At 41.4% G+C, this 26695-nt stretch carries 21 protein-coding genes; 7 read left to right on the forward strand and 14 right to left on the reverse strand.

Features of this window, described 5'->3' with window-relative positions; genetic code table 11:
- The first annotated feature begins 154 nt into the window (after window positions 1–154).
- The gene (locus tag A5870_RS12455) at window positions 155–2293 is read left to right on the forward strand and encodes a HelD family protein (RefSeq protein WP_086293126.1); all 2139 of its coding nucleotides are present in this window, start codon (window positions 155–157) and stop codon (window positions 2291–2293) included.
- Window positions 2294–2463: 170 nt separating this feature from the next.
- On the opposite strand, the gene A5870_RS12460 is transcribed toward A5870_RS12455, so the two are convergent.
- Complete coding sequence (locus tag A5870_RS12460; RefSeq protein ID WP_252086069.1) at window positions 2464–3840, reverse strand: CHAP domain-containing protein; 1377 nt, start codon at window positions 3838–3840, stop codon at window positions 2464–2466.
- Between the two features lie 391 nt (window positions 3841–4231).
- On the opposite strand from A5870_RS12460, the gene A5870_RS12465 reads away from it, so the two are divergent.
- Complete coding sequence (locus tag A5870_RS12465; RefSeq protein WP_086293127.1) at window positions 4232–5632, forward strand: metallophosphoesterase; 1401 nt, start codon at window positions 4232–4234, stop codon at window positions 5630–5632.
- Between the two features lie 449 nt (window positions 5633–6081).
- Here the strand turns inward: A5870_RS12465 and A5870_RS12470 are convergent, their stop codons facing one another.
- The 5 genes from A5870_RS12470 to A5870_RS12490 form a co-directional block, all read right to left on the reverse strand.
- Entirely contained in the window at window positions 6082–6435 is a 354-nt protein-coding gene (locus A5870_RS12470) for a nuclear transport factor 2 family protein (RefSeq protein WP_086293129.1), read from the reverse strand.
- A gap of 580 nt (window positions 6436–7015) precedes the next feature.
- Window positions 7016–7216 (reverse strand): cold-shock protein, encoded by a 201-nt coding sequence (locus A5870_RS12475; RefSeq protein ID WP_005225331.1) that lies wholly within the window; start codon window positions 7214–7216, stop codon window positions 7016–7018.
- A 247-nt stretch (window positions 7217–7463) separates the two neighbouring features.
- On the reverse strand, window positions 7464–8924 hold the full coding sequence (locus tag A5870_RS12480) for a glycoside hydrolase family 1 protein (RefSeq protein ID WP_086293131.1): 1461 nt from the start codon (window positions 8922–8924) through the stop codon (window positions 7464–7466).
- Between the two features lies 1 nt (window position 8925).
- On the reverse strand, window positions 8926–10368 hold the full coding sequence (locus A5870_RS12485) for a glycoside hydrolase family 1 protein (protein WP_086293133.1): 1443 nt from the start codon (window positions 10366–10368) through the stop codon (window positions 8926–8928).
- On the reverse strand, window positions 10365–12236 hold the full coding sequence (locus A5870_RS12490; RefSeq protein ID WP_086293135.1) for a beta-glucoside-specific PTS transporter subunit IIABC: 1872 nt from the start codon (window positions 12234–12236) through the stop codon (window positions 10365–10367). Before A5870_RS12490 ends, A5870_RS12485 begins: the two co-directional genes overlap by 4 nt.
- A 107-nt stretch (window positions 12237–12343) precedes the next feature.
- Between A5870_RS12490 and A5870_RS12495 the strand changes: the two genes are divergently transcribed.
- Both A5870_RS12495 and A5870_RS12500 read left to right on the forward strand, forming a co-directional pair.
- Window positions 12344–13153: a MurR/RpiR family transcriptional regulator gene (locus tag A5870_RS12495; protein WP_086293137.1), complete on the forward strand. Its 810-nt coding sequence runs from the start codon at window positions 12344–12346 to the stop codon at window positions 13151–13153.
- Window positions 13154–13381: 228 nt separating this feature from the next.
- Window positions 13382–13966 (forward strand): polymer-forming cytoskeletal protein, encoded by a 585-nt coding sequence (locus A5870_RS12500; protein WP_086293139.1) that lies wholly within the window; start codon window positions 13382–13384, stop codon window positions 13964–13966.
- A 193-nt stretch (window positions 13967–14159) separates the two neighbouring features.
- Here A5870_RS12500 and A5870_RS12505 read toward each other — a convergent pair whose 3' ends face one another.
- The 4 genes from A5870_RS12505 to A5870_RS12520 form a co-directional block, all read right to left on the reverse strand.
- Window positions 14160–15824: a peptide ABC transporter substrate-binding protein gene (locus tag A5870_RS12505; RefSeq protein WP_081118380.1), complete on the reverse strand. Its 1665-nt coding sequence runs from the start codon at window positions 15822–15824 to the stop codon at window positions 14160–14162.
- A gap of 175 nt (window positions 15825–15999) precedes the next feature.
- Complete coding sequence (locus tag A5870_RS12510; RefSeq protein WP_086293141.1) at window positions 16000–16947, reverse strand: hypothetical protein; 948 nt, start codon at window positions 16945–16947, stop codon at window positions 16000–16002.
- A 108-nt stretch (window positions 16948–17055) separates the two neighbouring features.
- Entirely contained in the window at window positions 17056–17895 is an 840-nt protein-coding gene (locus A5870_RS12515; RefSeq protein WP_170924111.1) for a Cof-type HAD-IIB family hydrolase, read from the reverse strand.
- 156 nt (window positions 17896–18051) lie between these two features.
- Window positions 18052–18675: a GNAT family N-acetyltransferase gene (locus A5870_RS12520; RefSeq protein WP_086293145.1), complete on the reverse strand. Its 624-nt coding sequence runs from the start codon at window positions 18673–18675 to the stop codon at window positions 18052–18054.
- Between the two features lie 73 nt (window positions 18676–18748).
- Between A5870_RS12520 and A5870_RS12525 the strand changes: the two genes are divergently transcribed.
- On the forward strand, window positions 18749–19537 hold the full coding sequence (locus A5870_RS12525) for a MerR family transcriptional regulator (protein ID WP_086293147.1): 789 nt from the start codon (window positions 18749–18751) through the stop codon (window positions 19535–19537).
- 86 nt (window positions 19538–19623) lie between these two features.
- On the opposite strand, the gene A5870_RS12530 is transcribed toward A5870_RS12525, so the two are convergent.
- Both A5870_RS12530 and A5870_RS12535 read right to left on the reverse strand, forming a co-directional pair.
- Window positions 19624–21396, reverse strand: a complete 1773-nt coding sequence (locus tag A5870_RS12530) for an oleate hydratase (protein ID WP_086293148.1) — start codon at window positions 21394–21396, stop codon at window positions 19624–19626.
- Window positions 21397–21640: 244 nt separating this feature from the next.
- A complete protein-coding gene (locus A5870_RS12535; protein ID WP_086293150.1) occupies window positions 21641–23284 on the reverse strand; it encodes a C40 family peptidase in 1644 nt (547 codons plus the stop codon).
- A gap of 608 nt (window positions 23285–23892) precedes the next feature.
- On the opposite strand from A5870_RS12535, the gene A5870_RS17395 reads away from it, so the two are divergent.
- On the forward strand, window positions 23893–24033 hold the full coding sequence (locus tag A5870_RS17395; protein WP_170920126.1) for a hypothetical protein: 141 nt from the start codon (window positions 23893–23895) through the stop codon (window positions 24031–24033).
- Between the two features lie 75 nt (window positions 24034–24108).
- Here the strand turns inward: A5870_RS17395 and A5870_RS12540 are convergent, their stop codons facing one another.
- Window positions 24109–24987 carry a DMT family transporter gene (locus A5870_RS12540; protein ID WP_086293152.1) on the reverse strand — a complete coding sequence of 293 codons (879 nt, stop codon included), beginning with the start codon at window positions 24985–24987 and terminating at the stop codon, window positions 24109–24111.
- Between the two features lie 114 nt (window positions 24988–25101).
- Between A5870_RS12540 and A5870_RS12545 the strand changes: the two genes are divergently transcribed.
- Window positions 25102–25941, forward strand: coding sequence for an AraC family transcriptional regulator (locus A5870_RS12545; RefSeq protein ID WP_086293154.1), 840 nt, complete (start codon window positions 25102–25104; stop codon window positions 25939–25941).
- 255 nt (window positions 25942–26196) lie between these two features.
- On the opposite strand, the gene A5870_RS12550 is transcribed toward A5870_RS12545, so the two are convergent.
- The gene (locus A5870_RS12550; protein ID WP_005225310.1) at window positions 26197–26655 is read right to left on the reverse strand and encodes a GNAT family N-acetyltransferase; all 459 of its coding nucleotides are present in this window, start codon (window positions 26653–26655) and stop codon (window positions 26197–26199) included.
- Between the last annotated feature and the right edge of the window lie 40 nt (window positions 26656–26695).

Genomic DNA, 26695 nt, shown 5'->3' on the forward strand with positions numbered 1-26695 from the left:
AAATAGACGCATTCTGCTTGCTCCCATGACATTGGAACAATCAGCTGCCTCTTCCCACTATTATTATACCGCATCCAGAGTCAAAAAAATAGACTAGTATTTTTGGTGGATGCCCGTATAATTGAGATACTTTGGAGAATGGATGTGAGTCTAAATGAACGACCTAAAGGCTGAAAAGAAGCATCTCGCAGACACGTACCAGCAATTGCTGACACGAAAGACAATGCTGAACAGTTTATTGACTGAAGGCAGAAAAAAAGATCGCCTTGCGATGCAAAGCATCGGCGAAGAGATTCGCTTAAACTTTGATAATTTTGCTGACCGTTTAGATACTTTTGCTGCCATCGAAAGTAAGAATCGTGAGATCGACCAAATGAACGCCACTCTTCAATCTGCTGAACGTGAATTAGCTGCCATCGACCGTCTACTGGATAGTCCCTACTTTGGTAAAATCTCCCTACAATTTGAAGATGAGGAAATGATAGAAGATTTTTACATTGGGATCAATGGTTTTGTTAATGAAAATAAGGAAGGGCTGATCTATGATTGGCGCTCCCCTATTGCCGAATTGTTCTATGCCAAACGCTTGGGCCCGGTCTCTTATCAAGTGAACAATCAGACGATTTCTGCTGCTCTTGAACATCGCCGACAATTTATTATCGAAAAAGATCAATTGAAGCAAGCCTTTGATACCTCAGTCGCGATTCAAGATGAAGTGTTACTGGCAGCCCTTGAAGCCAATAATAGCCAAAAAATGCAAGATATCACTGCTTCGATCCAACACGAACAAAACGTCATCATCCGTGACTTAGCGCATAAAAACCTACTGATCAACGGTGTTGCTGGAAGCGGAAAAACGTCTGCTGTCATGCAGCGAATCGCCTTTTTGCTGTACCATTTTCGTGAAGAGATGACCGCAGAGAATGTCTTGATCCTCTCCCCGAACTCTCGGTTTATTGATTATATTTCGCAAGTGCTGCCTTCCCTCGGTGAAAAAAATCCATTGACGTTGACCATGCGCCAGTTTTGCCAAGCATTTCCTAGCGTTGACTTAGAATCGGAAGAGGCGTATTTTGACCGCATCCAGCAAACACCCAGTGAAGCAATCGACCTTTTGCGCAGTGCTGACTTTAGTCGCTTTCTTCAATCCTTGAGCAAACAGCTGCCAGAAGAACTTGTGCTTCAGTTTAAACCAATCAAAAGAAAAAACGTCGTCCTTTTTTCTGAAGAAACGATCGAGACTTTCTTCCAAGAGACACCGAAACAGGCACCCTTGCGCGATCGCATCCAAGCAGTCAAAAAGAAATTGGCTTATGCTTGGGAGGATCGATTGCAAAAAAATGCCTTAGCAGCGAATGTTCACGACCAAGTTCGTTCTTTGACTGAAGACGAGCAACGATCCCTTTTAGGGACAGTTTTAAAAGATGATTCAGAAAAAACAATTCAGAAAGCAGCCATTCGCCTCCTGAAGAAAAAATATGCAAAAGTTACGAAACAAATCAACGACCTTACTTGGTTTGATACGAAACGATTGTTAGCAGACAGTGCCGACTATTTTACTCATGGGCAGATCACTTTGACGCAAACAACAGATAGTTTGGATTATACTGTTTGTCTATTGCTGATTCGTCATTTACTTGCCGAAAAACAACCTGTCCCTGCGTTACGCTATCTGTTTATTGATGAAGTCCAAGATTATACGCCGGCACAAATTCAGTTTCTATTATGTCTTTTTCCTATGACCGCTTTTACCCTCGTGGGGGATCAGCAACAGGCGATCTTTACAAGTGCCATCACCGTATCAGAAATCCAAACGTTGTTTCAACAACAGGCGAAATCCCTCGAAACGTATCAGCTGACTACGAGTTATCGGTCTAGCGGTGCAATCACGCGGTTATTTGCCCAAATGCTACCAAAAGAAACCAATTTAAACATCTCTGCCGTTCGACCAGAAGGAAAGTTGCCACAGTTTTATGCCAATCTGCCTGATGTTGCCTTAGTAGACATAGTAAAGGAACTTAAGCAACCAGTAACGATCATCACCAAAGATAGTCGATCTAGTGAGGAGCTCAAACAGTTCTTCGATAAACAAGCCGTGTCATTTCATGGAACGATTTTACCGATTTATCTTGCCAAAGGATTGGAATTTAAGCAGGTTTTTTTATATGATGTTTCAGCAGAAAATTATCATACCGATCAAGATCGACGGATTCTCTATACGGCGATTTCTCGGGCAATGGAAGAACTGGTGGTAACTTCAAAAGGAACCTTTTCGACGTTTCTCACTATTTGATAGTAGAACGAGAAACCTCCTATCTTCTATAGAATCTTGATAAGATTTGAGAGAACCCTGTCTTGCCTCTCTGGGTAATTCTCTCACCTAACTGATCAAGAACTGAAAATGCTATCGATCAAATAAAAAAGCATCAACGCGATTGCGTTGATGCTTTGCTTTTGATTTGATTAGCGATGGATGTAAGTATATCCAGATGCGCTCAATGTTGCAGTGTTTGGTCCACCAGGACTGTCAAAGCCCATTCCGCCTTGAGAGATCGTGATCGTATTGTTTGATGGGTTGTATGATTCAACATAGGCTACGTGACCATAAGTTGGATCAGCAGTCCAAACGCCACCAACTGATTGACCAGCGGCAAAGACTACAACGGCACCGGCTGCTGGTGTACCATTGACAGTGTATCCATCAGCTGCAGCTGACGCACCCCACTGTGCACCATTCCCCCAGTAAGTACCTACCCAAGGAGCACGGCTTTTCACGTACCAAGTACATTGACCCCAAGCATACATGTTACCTGAGCTTGAATGATCTTTTCCGCCACCAGTAGAAGTACTTCCGGTAGAATTATTGTTTGATGAAGAGTTTGAACCTGAGTTATTTGAACTTGAATTGCTTGAACCAGTGTTTGAAGAGCCTGCGTTCGATGAACTTGAGCTATTAGAACTGCTGGTATTGCTGCTTGAGCTTGTGTTGCTAGAAGAACTACTTGTTGCTGTTTCAGTAGAAGCAGTTGTATTCTCTGTTGTGCTCTCCGTTGATTGAGCAGCAGCTTCTTGCGCTTCTTTCAAAGCAGCGGCTTGTCTTTCTTCTTCTGCTTTTTGAGCAGCAGCAGCTTCTTGTTGTTCTTTCAAGACACGGGCTTTTTCAGCTTCTGCTTCTTGTTTTTTCTTGTTCAATGCATCTTTGTCTTTTTCAGCAGTTGCTTGTTCAGCTGCTAAGTTTGCTTTCAAGACATTTAAATCAGCTTGTTTTGCTGCAATGGCATCTTTTTGTTGGCTAAGTTCTGCTTGGTTTGCAGCAACTTCTTGGATCTTGCTTTCGTTTTCTTTGACTTTGTCTTCAACATCTTGTTTGTCTTGTTTTTGTTGTTCAACTAAATCATTGTTTGCATTGACGATCGTTGTCATCGCTTGGACGCGACCGATAACATCCGTTAAAGAGTCTGCTTCTAAAACAGCATCAATGAAATTGGTGCTTTGACCGTTAACTTGTACATCACGGGCTTGCTTTTGGATTGCTTCTTCACGTTTGGCAATACGCAATTTCAATGTTGCGATTTTGTCTTGCAATTTCTCAGCTTCTTGACCTAACTCAACTTGTTTTGCTTCTAATGAAGCAACTTTTGCACTCACTGTTTCAATTTCTGCTTCTAGAGAATCGATCTGTGATTGGGCGTCAGCTTGCTGACCTTTAAGAGAATTGATTTTTTGGTCTTGCTGCTCGATTTGATCATCAATGGAATCTGCAAATGCTAATGCAGGTGCTGCAACTGCGGTTAATGTTAGTGAACACACCATTAATGCTGATAACAAACTATTCTTCACTCGTTTTTCCTCCGACTAGCTGGTTGATTTGACAGATGAACTGCCTTTATAAAAACTTAATTTTGTCTAAGAAAGTTTAATGTTCGATTTAACGACAAATGAATTCTACCATAATGATATGACACACAGATAAAGGAAATGTTACAAAAATGTTTCAATCTAACACTCCCTTTATCTCAGCGATAAATAACAGGACAATTAAAGACCTTTAAATCAATGTTTCTGAATAAATAATCGGATTTTCTTTTCATTTTCATCATCTGAAATAAAATCAATTCATGTTATCTTTATTCAAAAAAAGACTAATTCATCAAGGTTTAAAGCTCGATCACACTTTTTTTGATAAGAAAAACTATGAAAACAAGAAATCATTCAAAAAAAGACCATTTATGTGACAAGATCCCTATTCCTTTCTATAATAAATAAAACAAGCGAGGAGGGAATCGCGATTCGTACACACAAAAAATGGTTTTGGCCATTGGCACTTCTTACACTTTTAGTCACCTGTTTCCTGTTATTCTTTCAATTTCGTAAGGTGCATGAAGCCGATACTCCATTGCAACAGGCAAGCAACAGTGAGTTTTGGCTCTTAAGTGATATTCATTTTCTTTCCTCCACGCTCCATGATAATGGCGAAGCCTTTCAGACCTTCACAAAAGGAGCTGCTGGCAAAGAGATGACGTATCAAGAACAATCAATCGAGGCCTTCACCGCTCAAGCCTTAAAAGAGAAACCCACGGGAATTATTTTGACTGGTGATATGACGCTCAATGGCGAGAAAGCAAGTGCTCAAGAGTTGGCAAGATTGCTTGCACCATTGCAAGAAGCTGACATTATGGTTTTCGCATTACCTGGTAACCACGAGATTTACAATGGTTGGGCGCGAGCATTTCAAGGTGAAAAGGAATACTATGCCGATCAAATCAGTCCTGAGGATTTTCAAACGATTTTTGCTGAAGGTTACGAAAAAGCCAACAGTATCGACAAGTCTTCCCTTAGCTACAGCATTCAGTTAAATGACAAGTATCGCCTCTTTTTACTAGATTCATGTATCTACGATTCTGAGGTTAATTGGGATGATCCTACAACGAATGGTGAGTTGAAACCAGCTACTCTAACTTGGTTGGAGGAGCAATTAACCCTGACAAAAGAAGCAGAGCAAGTACCACTGGTCTTTTTACACCATAACTTGTTTGGTCATAATAAATTGTTACAAGACGGTTATGTTCTCGATAATGCCTCCGAAACTGTCGCTTTGTTGGACCGTTTCAACGTGCCAGCCGTTTTCTCTGGTCATATCCACATTCAAGACATTAACGAAGGGAATGGTTCGCTTTATGAAGCAGTCACTGGGTCTTATTCAACAGCAGAATTAGGCTACGGCGTCCTTTCTCTTTCTGAAAAGGAAATCGACTATGAAGCTCGTCAAATTGATCTCGATGCTTGGGCGGCTGAAACGAAGCAAACTGATGAACAGTTGCTGGACTATCAAAACTACCAGAAGAGTGTTTTTGAAAATGATACCGACCAACTGGTTCGCGACCAATTGTCCGCCGTGTCTGAACTGTCAGATGCCCAGATCACACAACTTTGCACGTTTGTCACGAAGCTGAACACTGCCCTTTTTACTGGCAATGATACTTACTCAGCCGAGAAAATAGCTGCCATCAAAGATTCCGAGGAGTATCAGTGGTTAGCGACCTATTCTTACTTTTTGAAGCAATATGTCGATTCAATGCTGGACGATCAAACCGATGATCGCAAGCTGACGATCCCCCTCACAGCAGAATAAAGCCAAAAAGTGTCTTCTTCCTTTCTTTTAGGAAAAAGACACTTTTTCTTTTCTAATGAACGATAGCCCTCTCGTTTGGGTAAACGAGAAGGCTATCTGACGAGTCAATATTTATTCTTTGAAAGTGCAGCATACTATTACTACTATTATTTATTTCTCATTTAAACGATACAATCCCTAACCTCTATTGTATCCTTGTAACTCTGAAGTTACGCCAGGTTTGAATAAATTTCTTCAAAACAAGTAACGTGTGGTACAAAAATATTTGTCGCTTATCAATAACTATACCATGAGACAGAGTGCAAATGGAAGAAAACGTACTTATTCTTAAACATTACTTAAACAAAAAGCTTTGTTTTCATACAGTGTTGCCCTTTAAGAATTTTACGTGAAGCGATTAACCTTCCTGTCATGCATATCTGCTAACCATTCGTATAAAGGAATTCCTTTTATTCAATAGGTAAGTCGTGCTGTTTTAAAAAAGATAATTTATCCCAGTAGCCTCTTTGAAATAAAATTTTATCATTTATTATTTGAAAAAAACCGCAGCCTCTCAAACCTAAAGGGTCACGCCACTCTAAAATTGCCCATTGTCCATCTTCGAAAATATTCTCCACGATACAAACCATTTTTGCGTTAGAAAAATCTTGCTCAAACATCTGCTTTATCGCTTCTTTCCCAATAACTGGCTCATTGGCAACCTGATGATTGATTGCATTGTCATCATATAATTCTGAAATACTTTCTACATCTGCCTGATTAAACGCATCAACCCATTGGCAAAGTATTTCTTTTGGCTTCATATAAATCCCCCCCTCGATAGGTAATCATCTTTGTTCCCATCTGCAATAAAAAAGCAGCTAATTTGTATCAATATATTCTACTTTTACAATTGATTCAAGACAATATCGATGAAACGAATAAGAATGATCGATCTTTCACATCAATTACTCTTGTATAAGTACGGGGGACCATATATTGAATCGTGGCATTTTCCATTGTACCTGTTTCTTTATTCCATTCAAATGAGACATGCCATTTGAATCACGAGCGATCATTGCTTTTATTGATAGCGATGTTACTAAACCTGTTCACTCACTTTTTCATTTACTTTGAACGGCATTTATTTATCGAATACGGTATACAGCCCCTCTTTCTTTTTATACGCTTATCATCGAATGAGAAATCATGGGTAAGATTAACGCAACGCTTAGGGCTAGTTGAATAGTGAAATCAAAGATGTACTATTTACCATGTCAGGTACTCAAAACCTGCAACTATTCTCTTGTAGCAGGTAATCAAAACCCGATCCATTTCAATATTTATATAAAATAAAACAAAAAAAAAGCGAGAACCCAATGGATTCTCGCTTGTTAACGTCAATTAACCTTTAACGATGTTTGTTGCTTGTAAGCCACGTTGGCCTTCTTCAACGTCGAAAGTCACTGCTTGACCTTCTTCTAAAGTTTTGAAGCCGTCGCCTTGGATAGCTGAGAAGTGAGCAAATACATCATTGCCGTCTTCACCTGTAATAAATCCAAAACCTTTATCTGCATTAAACCATTTTACTGTACCGTTATTCATAAACGTATACCTCCATATTACACATCGACTGTGTTTATTTGTTTGTAATAGAAAATGATGTGTAATTGAAGTGTGTATCAATAGAAAAGATAAACAAGTATTAACATATCAGAACTTTACCTTTTCATCATAGCACGGTTAAAATAAAATAGCAAATAAAGTTGGGCTTTTTTCTTGATAAAAAGCGAAATTGTTAAGAAACCTTATGATTAAGCCTAGCAATTGCTTTATCTGGAAGAATCAAAAATCAAAGAGTTGCGCCGTTTGAAGCAATTACTTTTTTGTACCAATCAAATGACGCTTTCTTGATGCGTTTCTTAGTGCCATTGCCTTCATCGTCTTGGTCGACATAGATAAAACCATAGCGTTTCGACATTTGTGAGGTCGAAGCACTGATGATATCGATGCACCCCCATGCCGTATAGCCAAAGACCTCGATGCCATCATGCAAGGCTTCATTGATTTGTTCAATATGCTGACGCAGATAGTCGATTCGATAAAAATCATCGATCTTACCATCTTCGTTTACGACATCCTCTGCTCCCAAACCGTTTTCGGCAATAAACAAAGGTTTTTGGTAGCGGTCATAGAGTTGATTCAATGCGGTTCGCAACCCTTTGGGATCGATCTGCCAGCCCCATTTACTGCTTGGCAAATAGGGGTTTTTGATCCCACCAGTAATCAAATTCCCGACAGCACTTTCCAAGCGTTCTGGATGCGCGCTGACTGCACTGGACATATAGTAACTAAAGGAAACAAAATCCACAGGGTTTTCCCGGATGACTTCTAAATCTCCTGGTTCGATCACCAATTCCACTCCTTTTTCTTCAAACATGCGGTTGGCATATGCTGGATAATAGCCTCTTGCCTGCACATCACTGAAAAAGAGTGAGGTTCGTTGACTTTCGACTGTTTTTTGAACATCGTCTGGATCACAGCTGTACGGCGTTAATAATTGATAGCTGATCATACAGCCGACCTTGGCATCCGGAATCAATCGATGGCAATAGTCAGTCACGATTGCGCTGGCGACAAATTGATGGTGCGCCCCTTGGTACTTGTCTTGTTCAATATTAGGATGACCTTCTTCAATGATCCCGACACTAACATATGGATGGTGTTTGACACAATTGATTTCATTAAAAGTCACCCAGTATTTGACTTTCTTTTGGTATCGCTCAATCACCGTCTTGGCAAAACGGACATAAAAGTCGATCACTTGCCGGTTTGGCCATCCTCCATACTCAGTCACTAAATACAAAGGCATCTCATAATGGGATAGTGATACCACTGGTTCGATCCCATACTTCAAACACTCATCAAAGACTACGTCGTAAAATGCCAATCCAGCTTCGTTTGGCTCTACCTCATCCCCCTTTGGAAAGATCCGTGTCCAGGCAATTGACATCCGATAGGCTTTGAAGCCCATCTCAGCAAATAAACGAATATCTTCTTTAAAGTGATGATAAAAATCGATTCCCTGTCTTTTCGGATAGTATTTCGTGCTGTTTGGTTCCTGTGCTTCTGCAACTTGCTGATGAGTCATCATATGCCATTGGTCCGTCCATCGTTCTTTCGGCATTGAGGAATCGAATAGATAGACATCAGAAACCGACAAGCCTTTTCCATCGATTCCAGAACCTCCTTCAACTTGGTTGGCAGCTGTTGCTCCTCCCCAGAGGAAATCTTTTGGAAAATAACTTTTCATTTTACTTGCCGCCTTTCAAAAATGATTCGTACGCCAACGCTTCCCCATTCGTGGCGATCACTTGCTGATAATACGCAAAACTAGCTTTTTTCTTGCGGGAAAGATCTCCGCTACCATCATTTTGCTTATCGACATAGATAAAGCCGTATCGTTTTTCCATCTCTCCTGTCCCCGCAGAAACGATATCGATCGGTCCCCACCATGTATAGCCTAGAATCGTTGCGCCATCTTTGATCGATTCCGCCATTGCTTCTACATGGTCTTTCAAATAGGCCATCCGTTCTTCATCGACGATCGATCCATCTTCATTGACAACATCCTTTAAACCAATTCCATTTTCAACGATAAATAATGGTTTTTGATAGCGATCAGTCAATTCGCTGCAAACATAGCGTAATGCCAGCGGATCGATCGGCCATCCCCAAGCAGTTTCTTTTAGGTAAGGATTCTTTTTCCCTAGTAATCCGCCAGTATTGCCTAAAATTTTCATGCCTGCTTCATGCAATGAGCTGCGGTAAAAACTAAAGCCTAAATAATCGCAGGTCCCCGCTTTAATGATCGCTAGATCTTCTTCTGTAATGTCCAGCAACAGATGATTATCCTTCACGATGCGGTCGAAGTATTCCGGATACGCTCCTCGCAATTGCACATCACTATAGAACAAGGAACGACGGCGCAGTTGATACGATTCAAAAACATCTTGCGGGTTGCACGTTGCAGGGTAAATCGGACTCAGTGACAGCATACAGCCAATCTGATTGTTTTCATCTACTGCCTTCCCATTCAGAACTGCTTTGGCACTTGCAACAAACATATTATGACTCGCTTGATAAAGTGCCTGTAATTTTTCTTCTTCAGTCTCGAAAGAAAACACATCGATACCTGCTGCGAGTAACGGGATCGTATGGGTATGGTTGATTTCATTGAAAGTCATCCAATATTTTACTTTCCCTTTGTAGCGTGTGAAAACCACTTTTGTATACCGATCAAAAAAATCGATCAGTGCACGATTTTGCCAACCACCATATTTCGTTACCAAATGCAGTGGTGTCTCAAAGTGAGCTAACGTAACAACTGGTTGGATTCCTTTTTCATTCAAGGCATCAAATAAATCATCATAAAATTGTAAACCTGCTTCATTGGGTTCCGTTTCATCCCCATTCGGAAAAATGCGACTCCAACCAATTGAGGTACGCAGACACTTCAAGCCCATTTCCGCAAACAGTTCAATGTCTTCTGGGTACCGATGATAAAAGTCGATGGCTTCATGGCTCGGATAAAAGTTGTCCTCCTCAAGCTGCAGTGAAACTTGCTCAATACGTTTTTCACCAACTGGTAAAATATCTGCTACGCTTAATCCTTTTCCTCCTTCCAAATAAGCTCCTTCGGCTTGATTTGCGGCGATTGCGCCGCCCCATAGGAAATTTTTTGGAAATACACTCATGAAATCGCTCCTTTTAATAAATCATTTGCTACCAATGCGGTAACGTCTTTTTTCGCTTGATCCACAACTGTCAATGCATCTTCTTTGATCACACTGGTAAAGACCAACATGGTTGTCGGATCATATCCTTTTTCAATAATTTTTGCTAAGTCAAAGGTGCCAATTTTTTGCCCCTTCACGACTTGATCCCCTTGTTTCACCGAAATCTCAAACACGCCTTTTGCTAAATCAACCGTGTCTAAGCCGATATGAACCAACACTTCCGTCCCAGCAGCTGATTGGATCCCAAAAGCATGTCCAGTTGGAAACACTGTCACAACCGTACCAGTAAGTGGCGCATAAATATCGCCGGCTGATGGATAAACGGCTAATCCATCCCCCATTGCTCGAGAAGAAAATACGTCATCTTTGACATCATCAAGCGTGATCGCTTCACCAGCAACTGGTGTCATCACTTGCAGCCCTGCACCTTCTTCTAAAACAGGTTCTAGCGTTTCTTCAAATCCTAATACATAGGTCAAAATAGCAGTACCGAAGAACGCAAAGGCAATGCCGATCAAATAGTACACAAAGGTGTCCCCAAAGAAAGCTGGCAATGTCGTCAATGCTGGAAAAACATAGACGATGGCCTTGGTTTGCATCATGCCCATAAACGCACCAGCAATGGCACCAACGATGGTTTGAGCAATCAACGGCTTTTTAAATTTTACCGAAAGTCCATAGACGATGGGCTCTGTAATTCCTCCAAGCAATGCTGGAAGCAAGGAAGATAGCGCCAGGCCTTTGGTTTCTTTTCTGCGAGAGCGTAAAAATACACCTAATGCAACCCCAGCACTCGCAAATGTTGCTGCTGCGATCATCGGGCGCAGCGTATCATAGCCATATACCGCTAGGTTATTGACCATGATCGGTACAACTCCCCAATGGATCCCGATCATTACTAAGAATGTCCAACCGCCACCGATCAACAAGCCAGCCAAAAGCCCACTCTTATCGCTGATAAAGTTCATGGCATTGCCTAAACCGTCCCCAAGCATTACACCGACCGGTCCAATGATCAAAACAGTCAAAGGCACCATGATCAAAAGAGCTACTAGTGATAGAGCAAAAATCTCGATACTCTTAGGAATGATCCGTTTGAGTAGGCGTTCCAAGTGCGAGTAGATATAAATCGAAACAATCGCTGGAATCACGGTACCCGAATACCCCATCAGCACAGCTGGGATGCCAAAGAAATCAACCGTCACACCGTTTTCCGTCACCATTGCTGTAAAATTCGGCTCCAGCAACGCCCCAACGATTGCTAAAGCAATAAACATATTGACTTTGAAAATCCGCGCTGCACTGATCGCTAAAAATAAAGGCAAGAAATAAAAGACACTATTGCCAGCAGCAGCTAATATTTTATAGGTGCTTCCTTCTGCGTCCATCAAATGATAGGTTGTAAAAACAACTAGTAAAGCTTTCAACATCCCTGCCCCTGCAAGCGCAACAATGATTGGATTAAAGATCGCAGACAATACATTGAAGAATCTGATTAATACATTGCCTTGTTTTTCTGTCGATTCTTCGGCATCTCCATCACTTTCCAAAGCGTTTTGGATCGTATACTTGCTCATGATCGTTTGAAAAACATCTGCCACATGATTACCGATCACGACTTGAAACTGGCCATTTCCTTCAATGACAGACAATACCCCATCAAGCTGCTGAATCTTATCCTTATTTTTTCGTGCCAACTCGACATCTTTCAACTTAAAACGCAATCTAGTGATGCAATGATACAGGCTAACGATATTTTGTTCCCCACCGACCTGTGCTATAATTTCACTAGCAAGTTTTGAATAATCTTTTGCCAAATGACTCACTCCCGTGTTTGATTTATAAAGCGCTTTATGGCGTTACTATAGCAGTTTTTTCTCTCTCACCTGCGAAAGTTCGCAATTTGGAAACTGCTTACAAGAAAGGAAAGAAAATGGGCCTTTTAATCATTCGTTTATTGAATCTTTTAAATAATGCACCCACTGATTCCACCAACTACTATATCGGTTTGACCATGATCAACCATTATGATCAGATCCAAACTCTAAGTATTGGTGAATTCGCCGCTCTTTGCCATGTGTCAAAGTCAACCGTTTCAAAATTCGCCCGTACCTTAGGCTTTGATGACTATGGTGATTTAAAAGACAACGCAGCTTTCATCGAGAACCGCTTCAACAATCCGCTAAATTATCGCTCGAATATTTTGTCTGCTTTGGAGCAAGAAGGCGTAGACTCCTATTTTGACGCAGTGATACAAGACATCGATTATCTGCGGCATCATCTTGATCTGCCAGCCATCGAACGGGTCGCACAAGCAATTGTTTCGCATAAAAATGTCTTTGCTTTTGGAATTTTATTCTCAGAATCGGCTGCTATTGATTTCCAGATCAAACTAGCATACAACGGCAAGTTCATTCGGACCTTCCAAGACGATCTCGTACAGGAAGAAATCATCAAATCTGCCGATGAAGAATCGCTTTTTATTATTTTTACCAATTCCGGTGACTACCTAACGAAACAGCAAATTCGAAATGGAACGCCTCGAAAAGATTTCTTTGATCGAACCAAAGCCAAAGTCATCGTGATCACCGCCAACCCACAGATCTCGGAACTTCCTTTTGTCCAAGAAGCAATCATCTTCCCTCATCAAACCCATTTCCAAACACATGCCTTTATGTATCAGTTCATCATGGATTTGATCGTATCGAAGTTCAAGCAGTTGACGGATCGAAAGCGCATGTAATAATGACCCTCCATTATAGAAGAAGTGCATTTCTTCCATAATGGAGGGTTCTTTGTGAATGAGATGTCTCATTCATTTATTCTTAGTTTCTTTGAAAATTTTTTAATCCTAGACTGCTATTTATTAAATTTCTCCTCATTTATGTTTTTTGTTTCACAAACTTCACTTCGGTATGGTATAATCATTTTGTTTTTAAGAAAACTATGGGAATACAAAGGAGAAGGAAACATGAAAAAAACTAAAATCACTTTAATCGCTGCATCATTGCTTATGGGAGGCACTCTTTTAGCTGCATGTAGTTCAGATAACGATACAGCTGCAAGCTCATCATCATCAACAGCAGCTTCAACTGCTGCATCAACTGAATCATCAGATGACGTTGTTTCAACTGCTTCTATCAGTGACCAAACTTCAGTGATCGAAAAAGCATTGAGCGCAGATGGTAACTGGATCGTTGCTGTAACTGCTGACATGACATTTGATAACGATGTAACCGTTGATGGCGAATTCCACGACAAAGGTGACGACTCTGCTGATATCTACCGTAAATTTGCATTGTACTCACAAGATGAAGACCGCAACGTAACAGCTGAATACACAGTAACTGTTCCTAAATTGATCGTTAACTCAGAAAACTTCAACATCGTTCACGGTGTAATCAAAGGTGACGTTGAAGTGAATGCTAACGGCTTTGTATTGAACGGTGCAAAAGTTGAAGGTAACGTAACATTCACTTCAAAAGAATTCCAAGATTCAGCAACACTTGACGAAGATGGCGCTTCTGTAACAGGTGACGTAACAGTTAGCGAATAATCTTTCACTGGATTTCTGTGAAATAGATGAACAAAAAACGAGGTTGGCAAGTCGATCGTTGATCCCTTGCCAACTTTTTTTGTTTTTTTATAAACAATTGCATCCGCTCTCATTACTAACATTGTGTAAGTAAGAACAAAGCCCAAGAAAAAAACTGGCTTGCTTACGCAAAACCAGTTTCTTCTTTAGGCGCTTATTCTTCAATAACTGCCCACTTGTAGTCATATTGCGCACCAGCACCGTGTGATACGACCCCTTTTACTTTTGGTGCACGTAAATGAGCTTCAACGTTTTGGTACACAGGGATGACCCCTTGTTGATCCATAATGATTTTCTCTGCATCTAACAAATCTTGCCAGCGAGCATCTGGATTGCCAGCGTTTGTCGTGGCAGACGATTTCACTGCTGCATCGTACTCCTCACTTGTCCAACGACCGCGGTTGTAGGAATTGTCGGTAACAAACAAATCAGTAAAGCTACTAGCATCAGCATAGTCAGCTCCCCAACCACCCATGACGACATCAAAGTCACCTGAGTTTGAACGATCTAAACGAACGGAGAAAGGAACAGGACTTAGGCTAACTTTCACCCCATCCAGCGTGTCTTGAATCGCACTTTGAATATACTCAATGGCCTTTTTGGTTGAATCTGTATCAGAAGCCAAAATTTCAAAGCTCAAGGAATCGATTCCCAAAGCCTCTTTGGCTTTTTCCCAATGTTCTTTGGCTTTTTCTTGATCGTATTCAATGACACTTTCCGCTTCATCGACAAAATCAGTATTATCAGTTGGGTTAAAGGTCATTCCTTTTGGTATCAATCCTGTGGAAGCCAATGAACCATCACCTAAAATCGATGTCACTAATGCATCACGATCTATGGCATAAGAGATTGCTTTACGTAGATCCTCATTGCGGAATGGCGAATCTTCTTCTCGCTGATTCAACTCAATATAGGAAGTACGGGCTAATGGTTCTGACACAAATGCTTCATCATTGGCCATTTGCTGTGCCAATTCTCCTGTTAAGATGACGTCGTCCGCTTGCCCATCCTGGAATAGATTCAAGGAGGTCGATGATTCTTTTACGACACTGACATTGATCGTATCAAGTTTCACCGTCTCTTTATCCCAATATTGGTCGTTCTTTTCATATGACCATTCTGTATCGGTTCCTGGACCATCAAAGCCAGCTAACACAAAGGGTCCATTGTAAACAGCATTGTCGCTTGTTGAAGCATATTGATCGCCATTGTCTTCTACGACTGCTTGGCTTTGTGGGAAGAAGGATGGGAATGCTAATAAGTATTGGAAGTATGGTGTAGGAGTCGTCAGCGTGATTTCTAATTCATAGTCACCGACTGCTTTGATCCCCAATTCTGAGGCATCTTTTTCACCTGCTGTTATCGCTTCGGCATTGGTTACGGGCGCAAATAAGTACGCATATTCAGAACCTGTTTCCGCACTTACGGTGCGTTGCCAGCCAAAGACATAATCCGCTGCTGTTACTGGTTCTCCATTTGACCATTTGGCATCTTCTCGTAGTTTCAATTTATAGGTCAGACCATCTTCACTGACTTCCGCTAATTCGGCGGCACCTGCTGGTTCGGGCTTACTATCAGCATCTAAGCGGTACAACCCTTCATACACATTATTTAAAGCACTGAAACTGATCGTATCGGTGGCTAAGGATAGATCGGCACTCGGCATTTCTTGTTGAACCACAACATTAAAAATTTGTTCGGCAGCTGCTGTCCCACTACCACTTGAACTTTCACCTGTACTTGATGTCCCTCCTGTTGAGCAACCTGCTAATACGATTCCACAAACAGCGACGACACCATATCCCCATTTTTTCTTCATCTTACCTACCCCTTATGAAAATCCAAAATTTTCAGAATTATTACAAAACTCTGAATGTAAATAAGATTTTAATAAACATTAACACTACATGTTATTATTTATGACACAAAAACAAAAAACACAAAGCGAAAGAGATCTCGCATTGTGTTTTTTTATCTTTGGATAGAAAAGTGGATTACTCCATTTTGTAGCTTTGACGCGTCACTTTACCCTCTCGTACCGCAGCGATAATAGTTGGCACCGCCCCAATCGCCGTAAAGAGATAGACCAGACCTAAGTTCCCGTAATATTGACTCGCTTCCAAATACCCTTCACGAATCAAATCAGGTAAAATACGGAAAGCATAGAAGACATCAACGTCCGTGTAATAATTCGCTACACTGATCGACCAGTCAATACGATTCCCGACATAGACCATGATGATCATGACGATAATACTACTAATAATACCTTTTGTGCTGAGTTTTCCACCTAGTAATTCATACCCTTTGATGGCACAGATCGCCATCGCGATCCCAGACAATGCAGCAACATACCCCAGTTGTCCTAATAAAATAATTGCGCCAGCACCAATCAGTGAGCCAAGAAACGCACCCACGGTTCCAGCTAACCAATTTTCTTTTTTCTGCCCTTTTTCCCGTTCTTGCGCAAGGACTGCTTCTTGTTGTTTCTTAAAGCAAGCTTCACAGGCAATGACGGGAGCGCCGCCAATCGCATACAGCGAAACCGGCTCAGTGACCGCGCCGCAGAAGGTACAAGCATTTTGGAAACCTTTGGTCTTCAAAAAATTCATCAACTGGTCCAACGCAGTACGTAACTTGTCCACGGTTTTCCCTGCAGTCATCGCTCCGCGTAATGTATAGGCAACTTGATATCCTTGGATCACACAGTCGATGATCTCTTTTGACTCACTTAAAACTTCTTTGACTTCTTCTTGGTTGGGAAGTTCGCCATCTTTGCTAAGTGAAAAATGGGCCACTAGCGAATAACTATTGTTATTCTCTTGAACTAAAAAAAGTTTATAACTATGATACGTTCCATAAATCACCCCGGTGGAAGTATCAACTGAGAGCCCCAACGGCTCGGCAAATTTGGTCAATGTCTTCTCGATCTTCTTATTCATTTTTCTCCTTCTTTCCAACAAACACTTACCTTTTTAGGTATAGCTAAAAGTTTAAGGAGAGTAGAAATGAAAGTCAATCAATTTGTTCAAAAAACCTAGTTTTTTTATCTATTCTGTGACAAATCGCCGCAACGCATCAGCAACCCCATGGTCTGTATTGCTAGTCGTCACAAAATCAGCTTTTGCTTTGACCAATTCGGGCGCATTCTCCATCGCAACACCAATACCAGCTGAAGCAATCATTGGCAGGTCGTTAAAATTATCGCCGATCGCTAAGGTTTGCGCCAGCGGCACTTGAAAATAGGCCGCCAATTCATTTAGCGCCTTACCTTTTCCCACAGCTTGATGAGTGACTTCCAAATAATTCTCTTTGGATAAGTAAAAGGCGCTTTCTAAAAATCCAGCGTTCTGGCAGGCAGCATGAAGCGCTTGGATTTCTGCCGTTGTGCCGATCAAAAGAAACTTATGAACCTCAAAAGCTTCTTGTGCCAACAGTTGTTCTAATGAAGTTTCCACAGGAGTCTCTTTGGTGATTGCCGCTTCTGCTCGTGCCCATTGGTCCACTCTTTCGCAATACCACTGATCACCAGAGTAGGCATTGATGGAAACACCAGGAAAATCAGCTTTGATGCGCGCGACCAAAGTTTTTGCTTCTGCTTTTTTGACCTCATGACTGAAAATCGGTACCAGTGTGCCCTGTTGATCGTATCGTCCAATCAGGGCACCGTTGTAACAAGCCAAGGGCCAGTCTTCTATCCCTAACTCTTGAGCTATCGGTAGCATTCCTTTCGGGGAGCGAGCGGAAGCCAAAACAAAAGGAACCGCTTGCTGCTTCAATCGTTTGATTTCTTCAATCAAATCCAGATCGATTTGATGCTTATGATCCAAGATCGTCCCATCAATATCACTTAAAATAAACCCTATCTGCTTTTTTTCCAAATAAACCATCCTTTCCCATTCCCCATCCTTTTTACGAAAGCGGATCGAGCCATCGCTTTCGACCAAAATAAGCGCCGTTTCCATAAAACGAAAACAGCTTCCTTGACCTTCTTTGCTTCCAGTTTACCATACTAGCCAATGAAAAAAGAGTGCATCGCTGCACTCTTAGGAAGTATAGATATAAAACTCGATTTCCTTCTTAATCGGTTTTTTGATCCAGCGTTTCACGGCAGCTGCCCGCTTCAAGCCCATATGCTCATAAAAACCGTAATTACAGGTGGTATCGGTATAAAGGAAAAACGGAGCCGTTTTTTCCTGCTGGACCATCGCTAAAAAGGAAGTAAAGAGCTGCTTGCCTACACCCAATCCTTGTGTTTTGGGACTAACGGCAAACAAACCAACTTCGGTCTGAAAAGGAGTTTGTAAATCTTTCAACATCGCTTGATTTAACTCAGCCACCTCTTTGGCATAATGCAACAGCGTATTTCTCCCTTCTTTCGTAAGCAGTAAGCAGCCAGCATGCCAAATCGTTTTCCCCCAATAGTGCATTGGATGAAGCTTCTTCCCTCTTTTACTGTCTGCTAATAAGATACCGACAGCTTCACCATTTAAAAGAGCCACACGTGAATAGGTCGCACGGGCAAGTTCATAACACAAAAAGACATGAGCAAAGTGCTTGGCGGTCATCTTGTCAAATTGCTTGTCGTAGTTCCAGCTATCAATAATTACTTGCACAAGCGCAGACAGATCTTCTCGTTTAAATGGTCGATATGTTACTTGTTTATTCATTCTATCTTCCTCCCAGTAGTTGACTATCCTTAGTATAAAGTTTACAGTAACTGTAAAGTCAAGGAGGAACGCCATGAAAACCAAATTAAAAGTATCGGAAATGGCACGCTTAGCGCGGATCAATCCTCGGACACTCCACTATTATGACGAGATTGGGCTATTTCAACCAAACAGCAAAGACGAGAACGGGTATCGGTATTATTCCCTTGATCAACTTTTGGATCTCGGATTGATCCTGTCATTGAAAGAATTATCGATGCCCTTAAAAGAGATCCAAACAGCGTTGCAGGGGGATGCCGAGACCATGAGAAACTTATTGGAAGCCAAGCGGCAAACCATTGATGAAAAAATTCAGCAGTTGACCAACATCAAAAAAATCATCGAACGAAAAGCGGCGGATTTGCGCCTGGCTGCAGAAAAAAATTCCCCCTTCACCTTGAAGGAACAGCCAGAGGAATATTTCTCCCTTAGTCCTAGATTAAACGGTAGCTCCATCCCAGAGATGATCACTCAAGCCTACGACCTTTTGATGGCACAGCCTTATCTTTTCTCGAATAACGAGTATGGTTTTATGATTCGGACGAACAAAGACGATACGCAAGACATCGACTACGTTTATGTGCGGCAAGAAGAACCACAACGAGCTTCCTTCGTGAAACCGGCAGGTTGCTACTTAACCGCCATTTATCAGGGGGATGACGAAGGATTGAAGCAGTTCTATCAAAAACTCAAGCAGCTGATTGCGACGCACCAATGGCAAATCGATGACTACTTCTATGAACGATCGATCCACGAAACGACCCTTAGCAACGAGCAAGCTTATTTGACAGAGATCCAAGTACGGATTTTATCTGAGGAATAAGGATCGTTCAAACAGCGTTGGAAAAGTAAATAAAAGACGCAACGACAACGAGCAGTTTCTTTCGCCTCGTTGTCGTTGCACTTTATTTAAATCAAATGGTTTTCTTTCAACAGATCGCCAATGTAAGTATGTTCGGTTTTCTTAACGAAGCCTTCCAAGAGTTTCCGTTCGATAAACGGCAGCTCCATTTCCGTGATTTTTTTCTTATCGGTCAGATAATAGACAGCTTTGGCCAAAGTACGTAGATCATAAGCGGAAGCAAACACTTCTGGTACCCCGCGTTCCACATCTAATAGCTGATAAACAGCCTCCATGGCGGTCCGAACGGAATATTCTGTTGTAAATACAGTGTCTCGTTCAGTCTCTGCGAAATTACCGATAAAAGCTAAGTTTTTGGAGCCATTTGGAATAACCAATGGCCGATCTCCTGGTTCACGCAGCATGAAGTAAGAAGTGATAAACGGCATGTAGACTGGAACTGCCACACTTGATTCTTTTGAAATGCGTTGGATTTCTGCTTCCGGCACGCCTAAATGGTAAAGCAGTTCTTGCACGATTTCTTGTCCAGAACATTGTTCAATTGGTTTTTTGATGTAGTTTCCTGGTGTATTTGACAACAAGCCATACACCCATGTGATCGTTTGTTGGTCTTTTTGTTCTTTAAAGTGCGGTTGGCGATGGGTCGCAAAGCTCATCATCCAATTGGAATCTTTGATGGTGATGATCCCGCCAGTGACGATTCTGCCTGTTCGTAACTTGCGATGGGTCAATTTTTCTAAATAAGGTTCCACATCAAAATTCTGCCAAGTCACGGTTGCCGAAACAAACCAGCTTTCTTCAGGTAAGTTTTCATAAAAGACTTCTGGATGACCAAACTCAGGCGATTGCGCCGCCAAGTTTTTCCATAAACGCCAGCTGCCACCAGGTGCTTTTGAGATAGGCGCTGGAGTATAATGGTCCCCTTGCGTGGAACTTTCAGTGATCGATCCGTTGGTAACAAAGACCAAGTCATCTTCTGATAAAGGAATTTCTTCGATTACCCCCGCTTTTTCTAGCACAAGTTTTTGAGCAACTTTGTCCTCGCCCACGATCCGAACATCGATATTGCTGACGGTGCATTCATATTGGAAGTCAACTCCTTGTTCTTCCAAATAAGCAAGTAGTGGTTTGACCAATGACTCATATTGGTTGTAACGGGTAAATTTTAACGCAGTAAAATCAGGCAAGCCATCGATATGGTGCACAAAACGCAACACATAGCGGCGCATTTCAATCGCCGAATGCCATTTTTCAAAGGCGAACATCGTACACCAGTATAGCCAAAAATTAGATTCAAAGAATTCTTCGCCAAAAACATCTTCGATTTTTTTCCCGATCAATTGATCTTCTGAAGTCATAAATAATTGGGTTAATTCTTTTTGTGCTGTCGCAGACAAGGTAAATTCTCCATCATCTGCTGCTCGTTGGCCGCGATTGTGGATGATCCGACAGTTAGACGAATTTGGATCATCGTGGTCCAACCAGTAAAACTCATCTAGCACCGAAGCATCTTCCACCTCCAAAGATGGAATCGAGCGAAATAGATCCCACAGACACTCAAAATGATTTTCCATTTCTCGACCGCCGCGGGTCACAAATCCATCATGGGGAATGAATTTTCCGTCTAATGAACCGCCTGATAAAGAAAGTTCTTCAAGGACGTGGATTTTCTCACCCGCCATATGGCCGTCACGGATCAAGAAGACTGCCGCAGCAAGTCCTGCTAATCCCCCACCAACAATATAGGCTTCTTTCTTTTCGACATCTTTCGGTTTTCTGCTTCTTGCAAAAGCTTCGTAATTTCCGTTCGTATATCTCATGTAGATCCCTCCTAATATTGGTACGTTTTTATGGTATCAGTAACTATTTTTTTTGACAAAAATTTGTACTAGTAAAAACAAGTGATTTTGACAAATCGGCCTTTTTGTCAAAAAAACAGGGCAAAGCCCCACCTTTTAAAAAGATCTGCGCCCAACCCAAAAAGCGCCCCTAAGAAAACTGATGGCAGCTTTCTTAGGGGCGTTTCTAACAAAGGACAAACCCTTTGCCTATTCAATGAAACATTTATTTCACTCGTAGAGCGAAGCTAGCAGTCGAAAAGCCTGATTGTGCTTCGGTGACTGTATAACCCGTGCTTGGCGCATGGATATAGCTTGTATTACTGGTAGCGATCGCTACGTGGTAGGTATTCCCTTTTTGACCCCAGAACAGCAAGTCGCCAGCTTGTGCTTGCGAGACAGGAATGATCGTCCCTGCGCTTTCTTGTGGGACTGTCCAATCACCGATGTTTTTGCCCGTCACTTTTAAGAAGACATAACGTGTAAACCCAGAACAGTCGAAGACATCTGGTCCTTTGCCTCCCCATTGATAAGGAGTGCCAATATGTTTTCTAGCTTCTGAAACGATCGCTGCTCCGTTCACGCTCATCGGAACATTGGAATTGCCTGCGTTGTTATTGTTGCCAGGAGTCGTTGCACTGACTTCCTTCACATACGCTGCAGATACCCAGCCACCCGTTGATAACTTATACCAAGTGGCGTTGCCATTGACTGACGTACCTTGTTTTTGAGCGACTGCTTTGAAGGTCGCATTGCTGCCCAAACTGCTGACTACACTTGCAGAAGTCGATGCATTTGAGCGGACATTCATACCAGTGGTTGTTTGGAACGTTTTATTGATGGCTTGCTCACTCGCATTGCTTGAGCCGTTTGATGAACCAGTGTTGCTTGAACCTGTGTTTGAATTATTGTTATTACTTGTATTTCCAGAACTAGACGTGACGTCACGTACATATGCCGCTGTGATCCAGCCACCAGTCGATACTTTGTACCAAACATTGGTGCCGCCAACGGATGTGCCATTTTTCTGGGCAACGACCTTCACCGTCGTGCTGTTGCTTAGGCTGCCAACGACACTACCACTTGTTGAGGCACTCGAACGGACATTCAATGCCGCTGTTGTTTTCACGTTCTTGTTGATAGCCGTTTCTGCAGAAACACTTGTGTTGCCGCCAGAAGAACTATTTCCTGTCGAACTGCTGGAAACATCTTTGACATAGGCTGCCGTGATCCAACCGCCTGTGGACAATTTGTACCAAGTGGTCGTGCCATTCACCGACGTTCCACTCTTTTGTGCAACAACTTTCACCGTCGCATTGCTGCTTAGTCCACGTACGACACTAGAACTAGTCGTTGCATTTGAACGGACGTTCAATGCAGTGGTCGTTTTCACTGATTTCGAAATTGCTTTTTCCGATGAAGACGACGACGAATTGGACGAGCCAGTATTGGCAGAAGAAGAGCCTGAGGTGCTTTTCACATAAGCACCTGAGATCCAGCCGCCTGTTGATAGCTTATACCATGTTGTATTGCCATTCACTGAGGTACCGTTCTTTTGAGCCACCGCAGTGATTGTTGTATTTGCTCCTACGCCACTTACGATAGAGGCACTTGTTGAAGCATTTGAACGAACATTCAGTGAAGCTGTTGTTTTAAATTGTCGATTGATCGCCGTTTCAGCTGACGATCTGGCAAGAGTAGCAGTTGTGATGGTTGATGACGAAGCGTTTGTCGTTTCGGTCGCATGAGCAAGAGACGTAAAGACACCTGAAGTCGATGCTAACGCTGCTGTGATACCCAATCCTTTTTGTACGAAAAGGGACCGTTTTTGTTTCACTAAACGCTTACGTTTGATTTTCCGAGATTCCAATAAAACACCCCCTGTACCCCATTTTAACAAAAATTAATATTTTTTGATATTGTTTTCGTTTTGTATTTTTTTAATTTACGTTTAATAAAACGTGTCATTTATTTTCCTGCGTTATTCTTTTTGATCACTTTCTCTTTGGTGTTGCTCAATGGTACTCTATTTACAAAGATTTCTATAAACTACAGAAAAACGCTATTTCATTCAACGTTATTTTAATTCGCGAATAAAAACAGGAATTTTTTTGCAGATAAACCCACTTTTTGAAAAACAGGTCTGTTATTTGAATAGCATTTCTTTTCTTATCCCATTCTTCGAAAATTGCTATCAATACAAACCATTAATCACTTTTTTTACACGAGGAACTCTGTAAAAAGTTTTTTCAAAAAGAACAATTCTTTTCTTTGTGTTAACGTTACGATCACGATCTTCTAGCTAATCGCTTCCAATCGGATACGAATTTTAGATAGAAAAGTCACTCATCTCTGTCGAAAGAAACATTTTCACAATGTATTTTATTAAAAAGATTATAATACCAAGGATAAAACCAAGCGTTTGCATAAGTTTGTGAAATTATGCTATACTTAAAAAAAAGGAAGAGGTGACCGAGTATGAAAACAAAGACGAAAGAAAAAGTTTATGCTGAACGACAACATAACTATAAAACGAAAAAAGAAGAGATTTTCAAAAAAGCCCTAGATTCCGTACAGACCACAGACAAGAAAAAAGAAGAACAGAAAAAGAAAGCGTAGACTCCTGCGTTTTCTTTTTCTGTTGATTTATTAAAAAGACGAGACGTCGCCGATTTTGGCGAATCTCGTCTTTTTTCACAATTTTTTTTGTAAACATATGATGCTCCCTATGACTGCCATAAATCCTACTAGCTCCACCACTGTGAAGTGATCATGAAAAACAATGATCGATAAGAAAGCAGCCAGCAGTGGCTCAACTGCTGTTAAAACTGTTGCAAGTGTTGAGGATAAATAGCGTAAACTTGTTAAAAAAATCAAATACGCTAGTGCTGTTCCAAATAAAATGACCACCAACAAATAAAGAATCACTTGAACGTTCAGTTGACTATCGATCTGCCACATTGGATGAACCACATTCGCCAAGCCTCCACCAATCAACATCCCCCAGCCGACAATTGGTAAACTCCCATATTTTTGCAAAAGTTTACGCGGCTGGATAGAATAAAAAGCTAGTGATATCGCTGATGCTATCCCCCAGCCTAGCGCAGATTGGGAAGTCGCTAATTGCTCAATCTGTCCTTTTGATGCCACAGCCGTCACGCCAAGTAAGGTTACCAATAACCAGAAAAATGTCTTTAAAGAGGGGATCTGCCTTTTGGCTATCGCAGCATAGAGTAAAACAAAGAAAGGTCCTGTATATTGAATAATTGTTGCAAATGAAGCATTGCTTTGCTCAATCGTTTTAAAGTAAGTAAATTGAACGAGAAACATACCTAAGAAAGAAAACAAGAGCAGCTGAATGAAGTCCTTTTTCTCACGAAATGGGGAAATCAATCGGGCGCGATCCTTTAACCCAATACTTAGCAACAAACACCCTGAAAGAACCAATCGTGTTGAAACGAGCCAATTTGCTGAAATACTATATTTCGCAAATAAAATTTGTCCAGCGATGCCAGAAACTGCCCACAAAGCTGCTGCTGAACAAGCATAAACAATCCCAACTGTTTTTTTCATAAAAACTCCTTTTGTCTTTCACTTTACTTTGTTAGTATTATACCGAATCAGATAGTGAACTTTTGTCAATATCCTGATTGTTTTTAACACTATTCTGTAAAAAGGTGGTGCGGTATGTACTTTGAACGCACAGAAGAAAACGAAGAAACGACCAAACATACATCTACAAATCGCTCCTTCGCAATTTATCAACGTTGCTTGCAACAAAAGCGTGGCGACAAATTGCCTCTGCATTGGCACGACGAGCTGCAAATTGTATGGGTCGAAGAAGGTAGCTTCGTGTATACGATAGACGACGAGCAAATTTTGCTAAGCAAGAATGAGGCGATCATTATTAATAGCCGTGTACTCCATGGTGCTGTTTTAGCTTCAGAAAACGTCCGATATTGCTGCTTTGATTTTTCTTCAGGCTTTATTGCTGACCCTGTTTTTAAAGAAGCGATCGAACAATTAGTCCACGATCGCACCCGCAGCTATCGGCGCTTAACCTTAACCGCCCAACATCAAGCATTTGTTCAAACCGTGCGTCTGCCTCTGCTTATTGAACAACGATTTACTCTCTATGAATTGTTTTTAGCTGCCCTTTCACAGCTAATGGCTGCAAGACCTGCTTCACCAAAGAAAGAAACTATCTACTTAATGCTGGCATTTGTCCATGAGCATTATCAAGAACCATTAACGGTTCCTGCGATCGCTAAAGCTGCTGCCATCAATACACGTACTTGTACCGCCCTTTTTCGGCAATACACGACATTGACCCCAATCAACTATCTGATTGATTATCGATTGTCTCAAGCCAAAAACCTATTGATCGAAACGGATGAGCCGATCTCAACCATCTGCTACCACGTTGGCTTCAATCACTTGAGCTACTTTAGCAAAAGATTTCAGCGTAAATTTGGTTTAACGCCGCTACAGTATCGCAAGACCTATCGCGAAGATGATAGAAATTAGCTGATCGGTACCAACAGAGCCTCTCATCTAGATAAATTTTGCTATATTCTATAAGCGGTTCAGTACTTTTTTCACTTTTACGCTCATTGGTCCATAAGAATCTCTTTGAAATCCTTTTCTAAAAACCACACACCCAATATTTAGTAGGCGAAAACATGTTCCTACAACATATTGTGGATAAACCTGTTGAAACTGTGCATAACTATAAAGCCTGCGATTTTTTCGCAGACTTTTTTATTTATTGACAAGCTATTATTATTCTAGAGATAAATAATAGCTCACATTATCTGGTAGCGGTTTAAAGCCATTCTTTTTGTAAAAATCCGCTGCTGGCATACTTTCTTCGGTATCTAACAGGATCGTTGGAATCTCTTTCTTGAGCAGATCCTCTTTGATCCTTTCTAAAAAAGTGGAACCAAGGCCTTTTCCTTGGTGCGTGCCAGTAATTAAAAAAGTATCGATCACATACTCTTTTCCTTGATACCAGGGCTTGATAAAGCCTAATGAAAGACCAATCAATTCATTCGATGCTCGGTCTGTTAGTCGATAACCAATAAAAGTATTCATTGCCATCATTGATGATACATAGTCGGTGATTTGCGGCACTGTCAATTGGTCATTCCATGGTTCTGCTGAAAATACGGCAATATAGTGGTCCACGACTTCTGCTAAATCCGCCGTGGTTAATTCACGCATGCTTACATTCTTTTCCATCCTATCTCCTGCTTCCATTTCTATTTCGGTAAGGGCCTAT

It is taken from the genome of Enterococcus sp. 2G9_DIV0600, from assembly GCF_002140615.1.
In the GTDB taxonomy this organism is placed as follows: Bacteria; Bacillota; Bacilli; order Lactobacillales; family Enterococcaceae; genus Enterococcus_D; species Enterococcus_D innesii.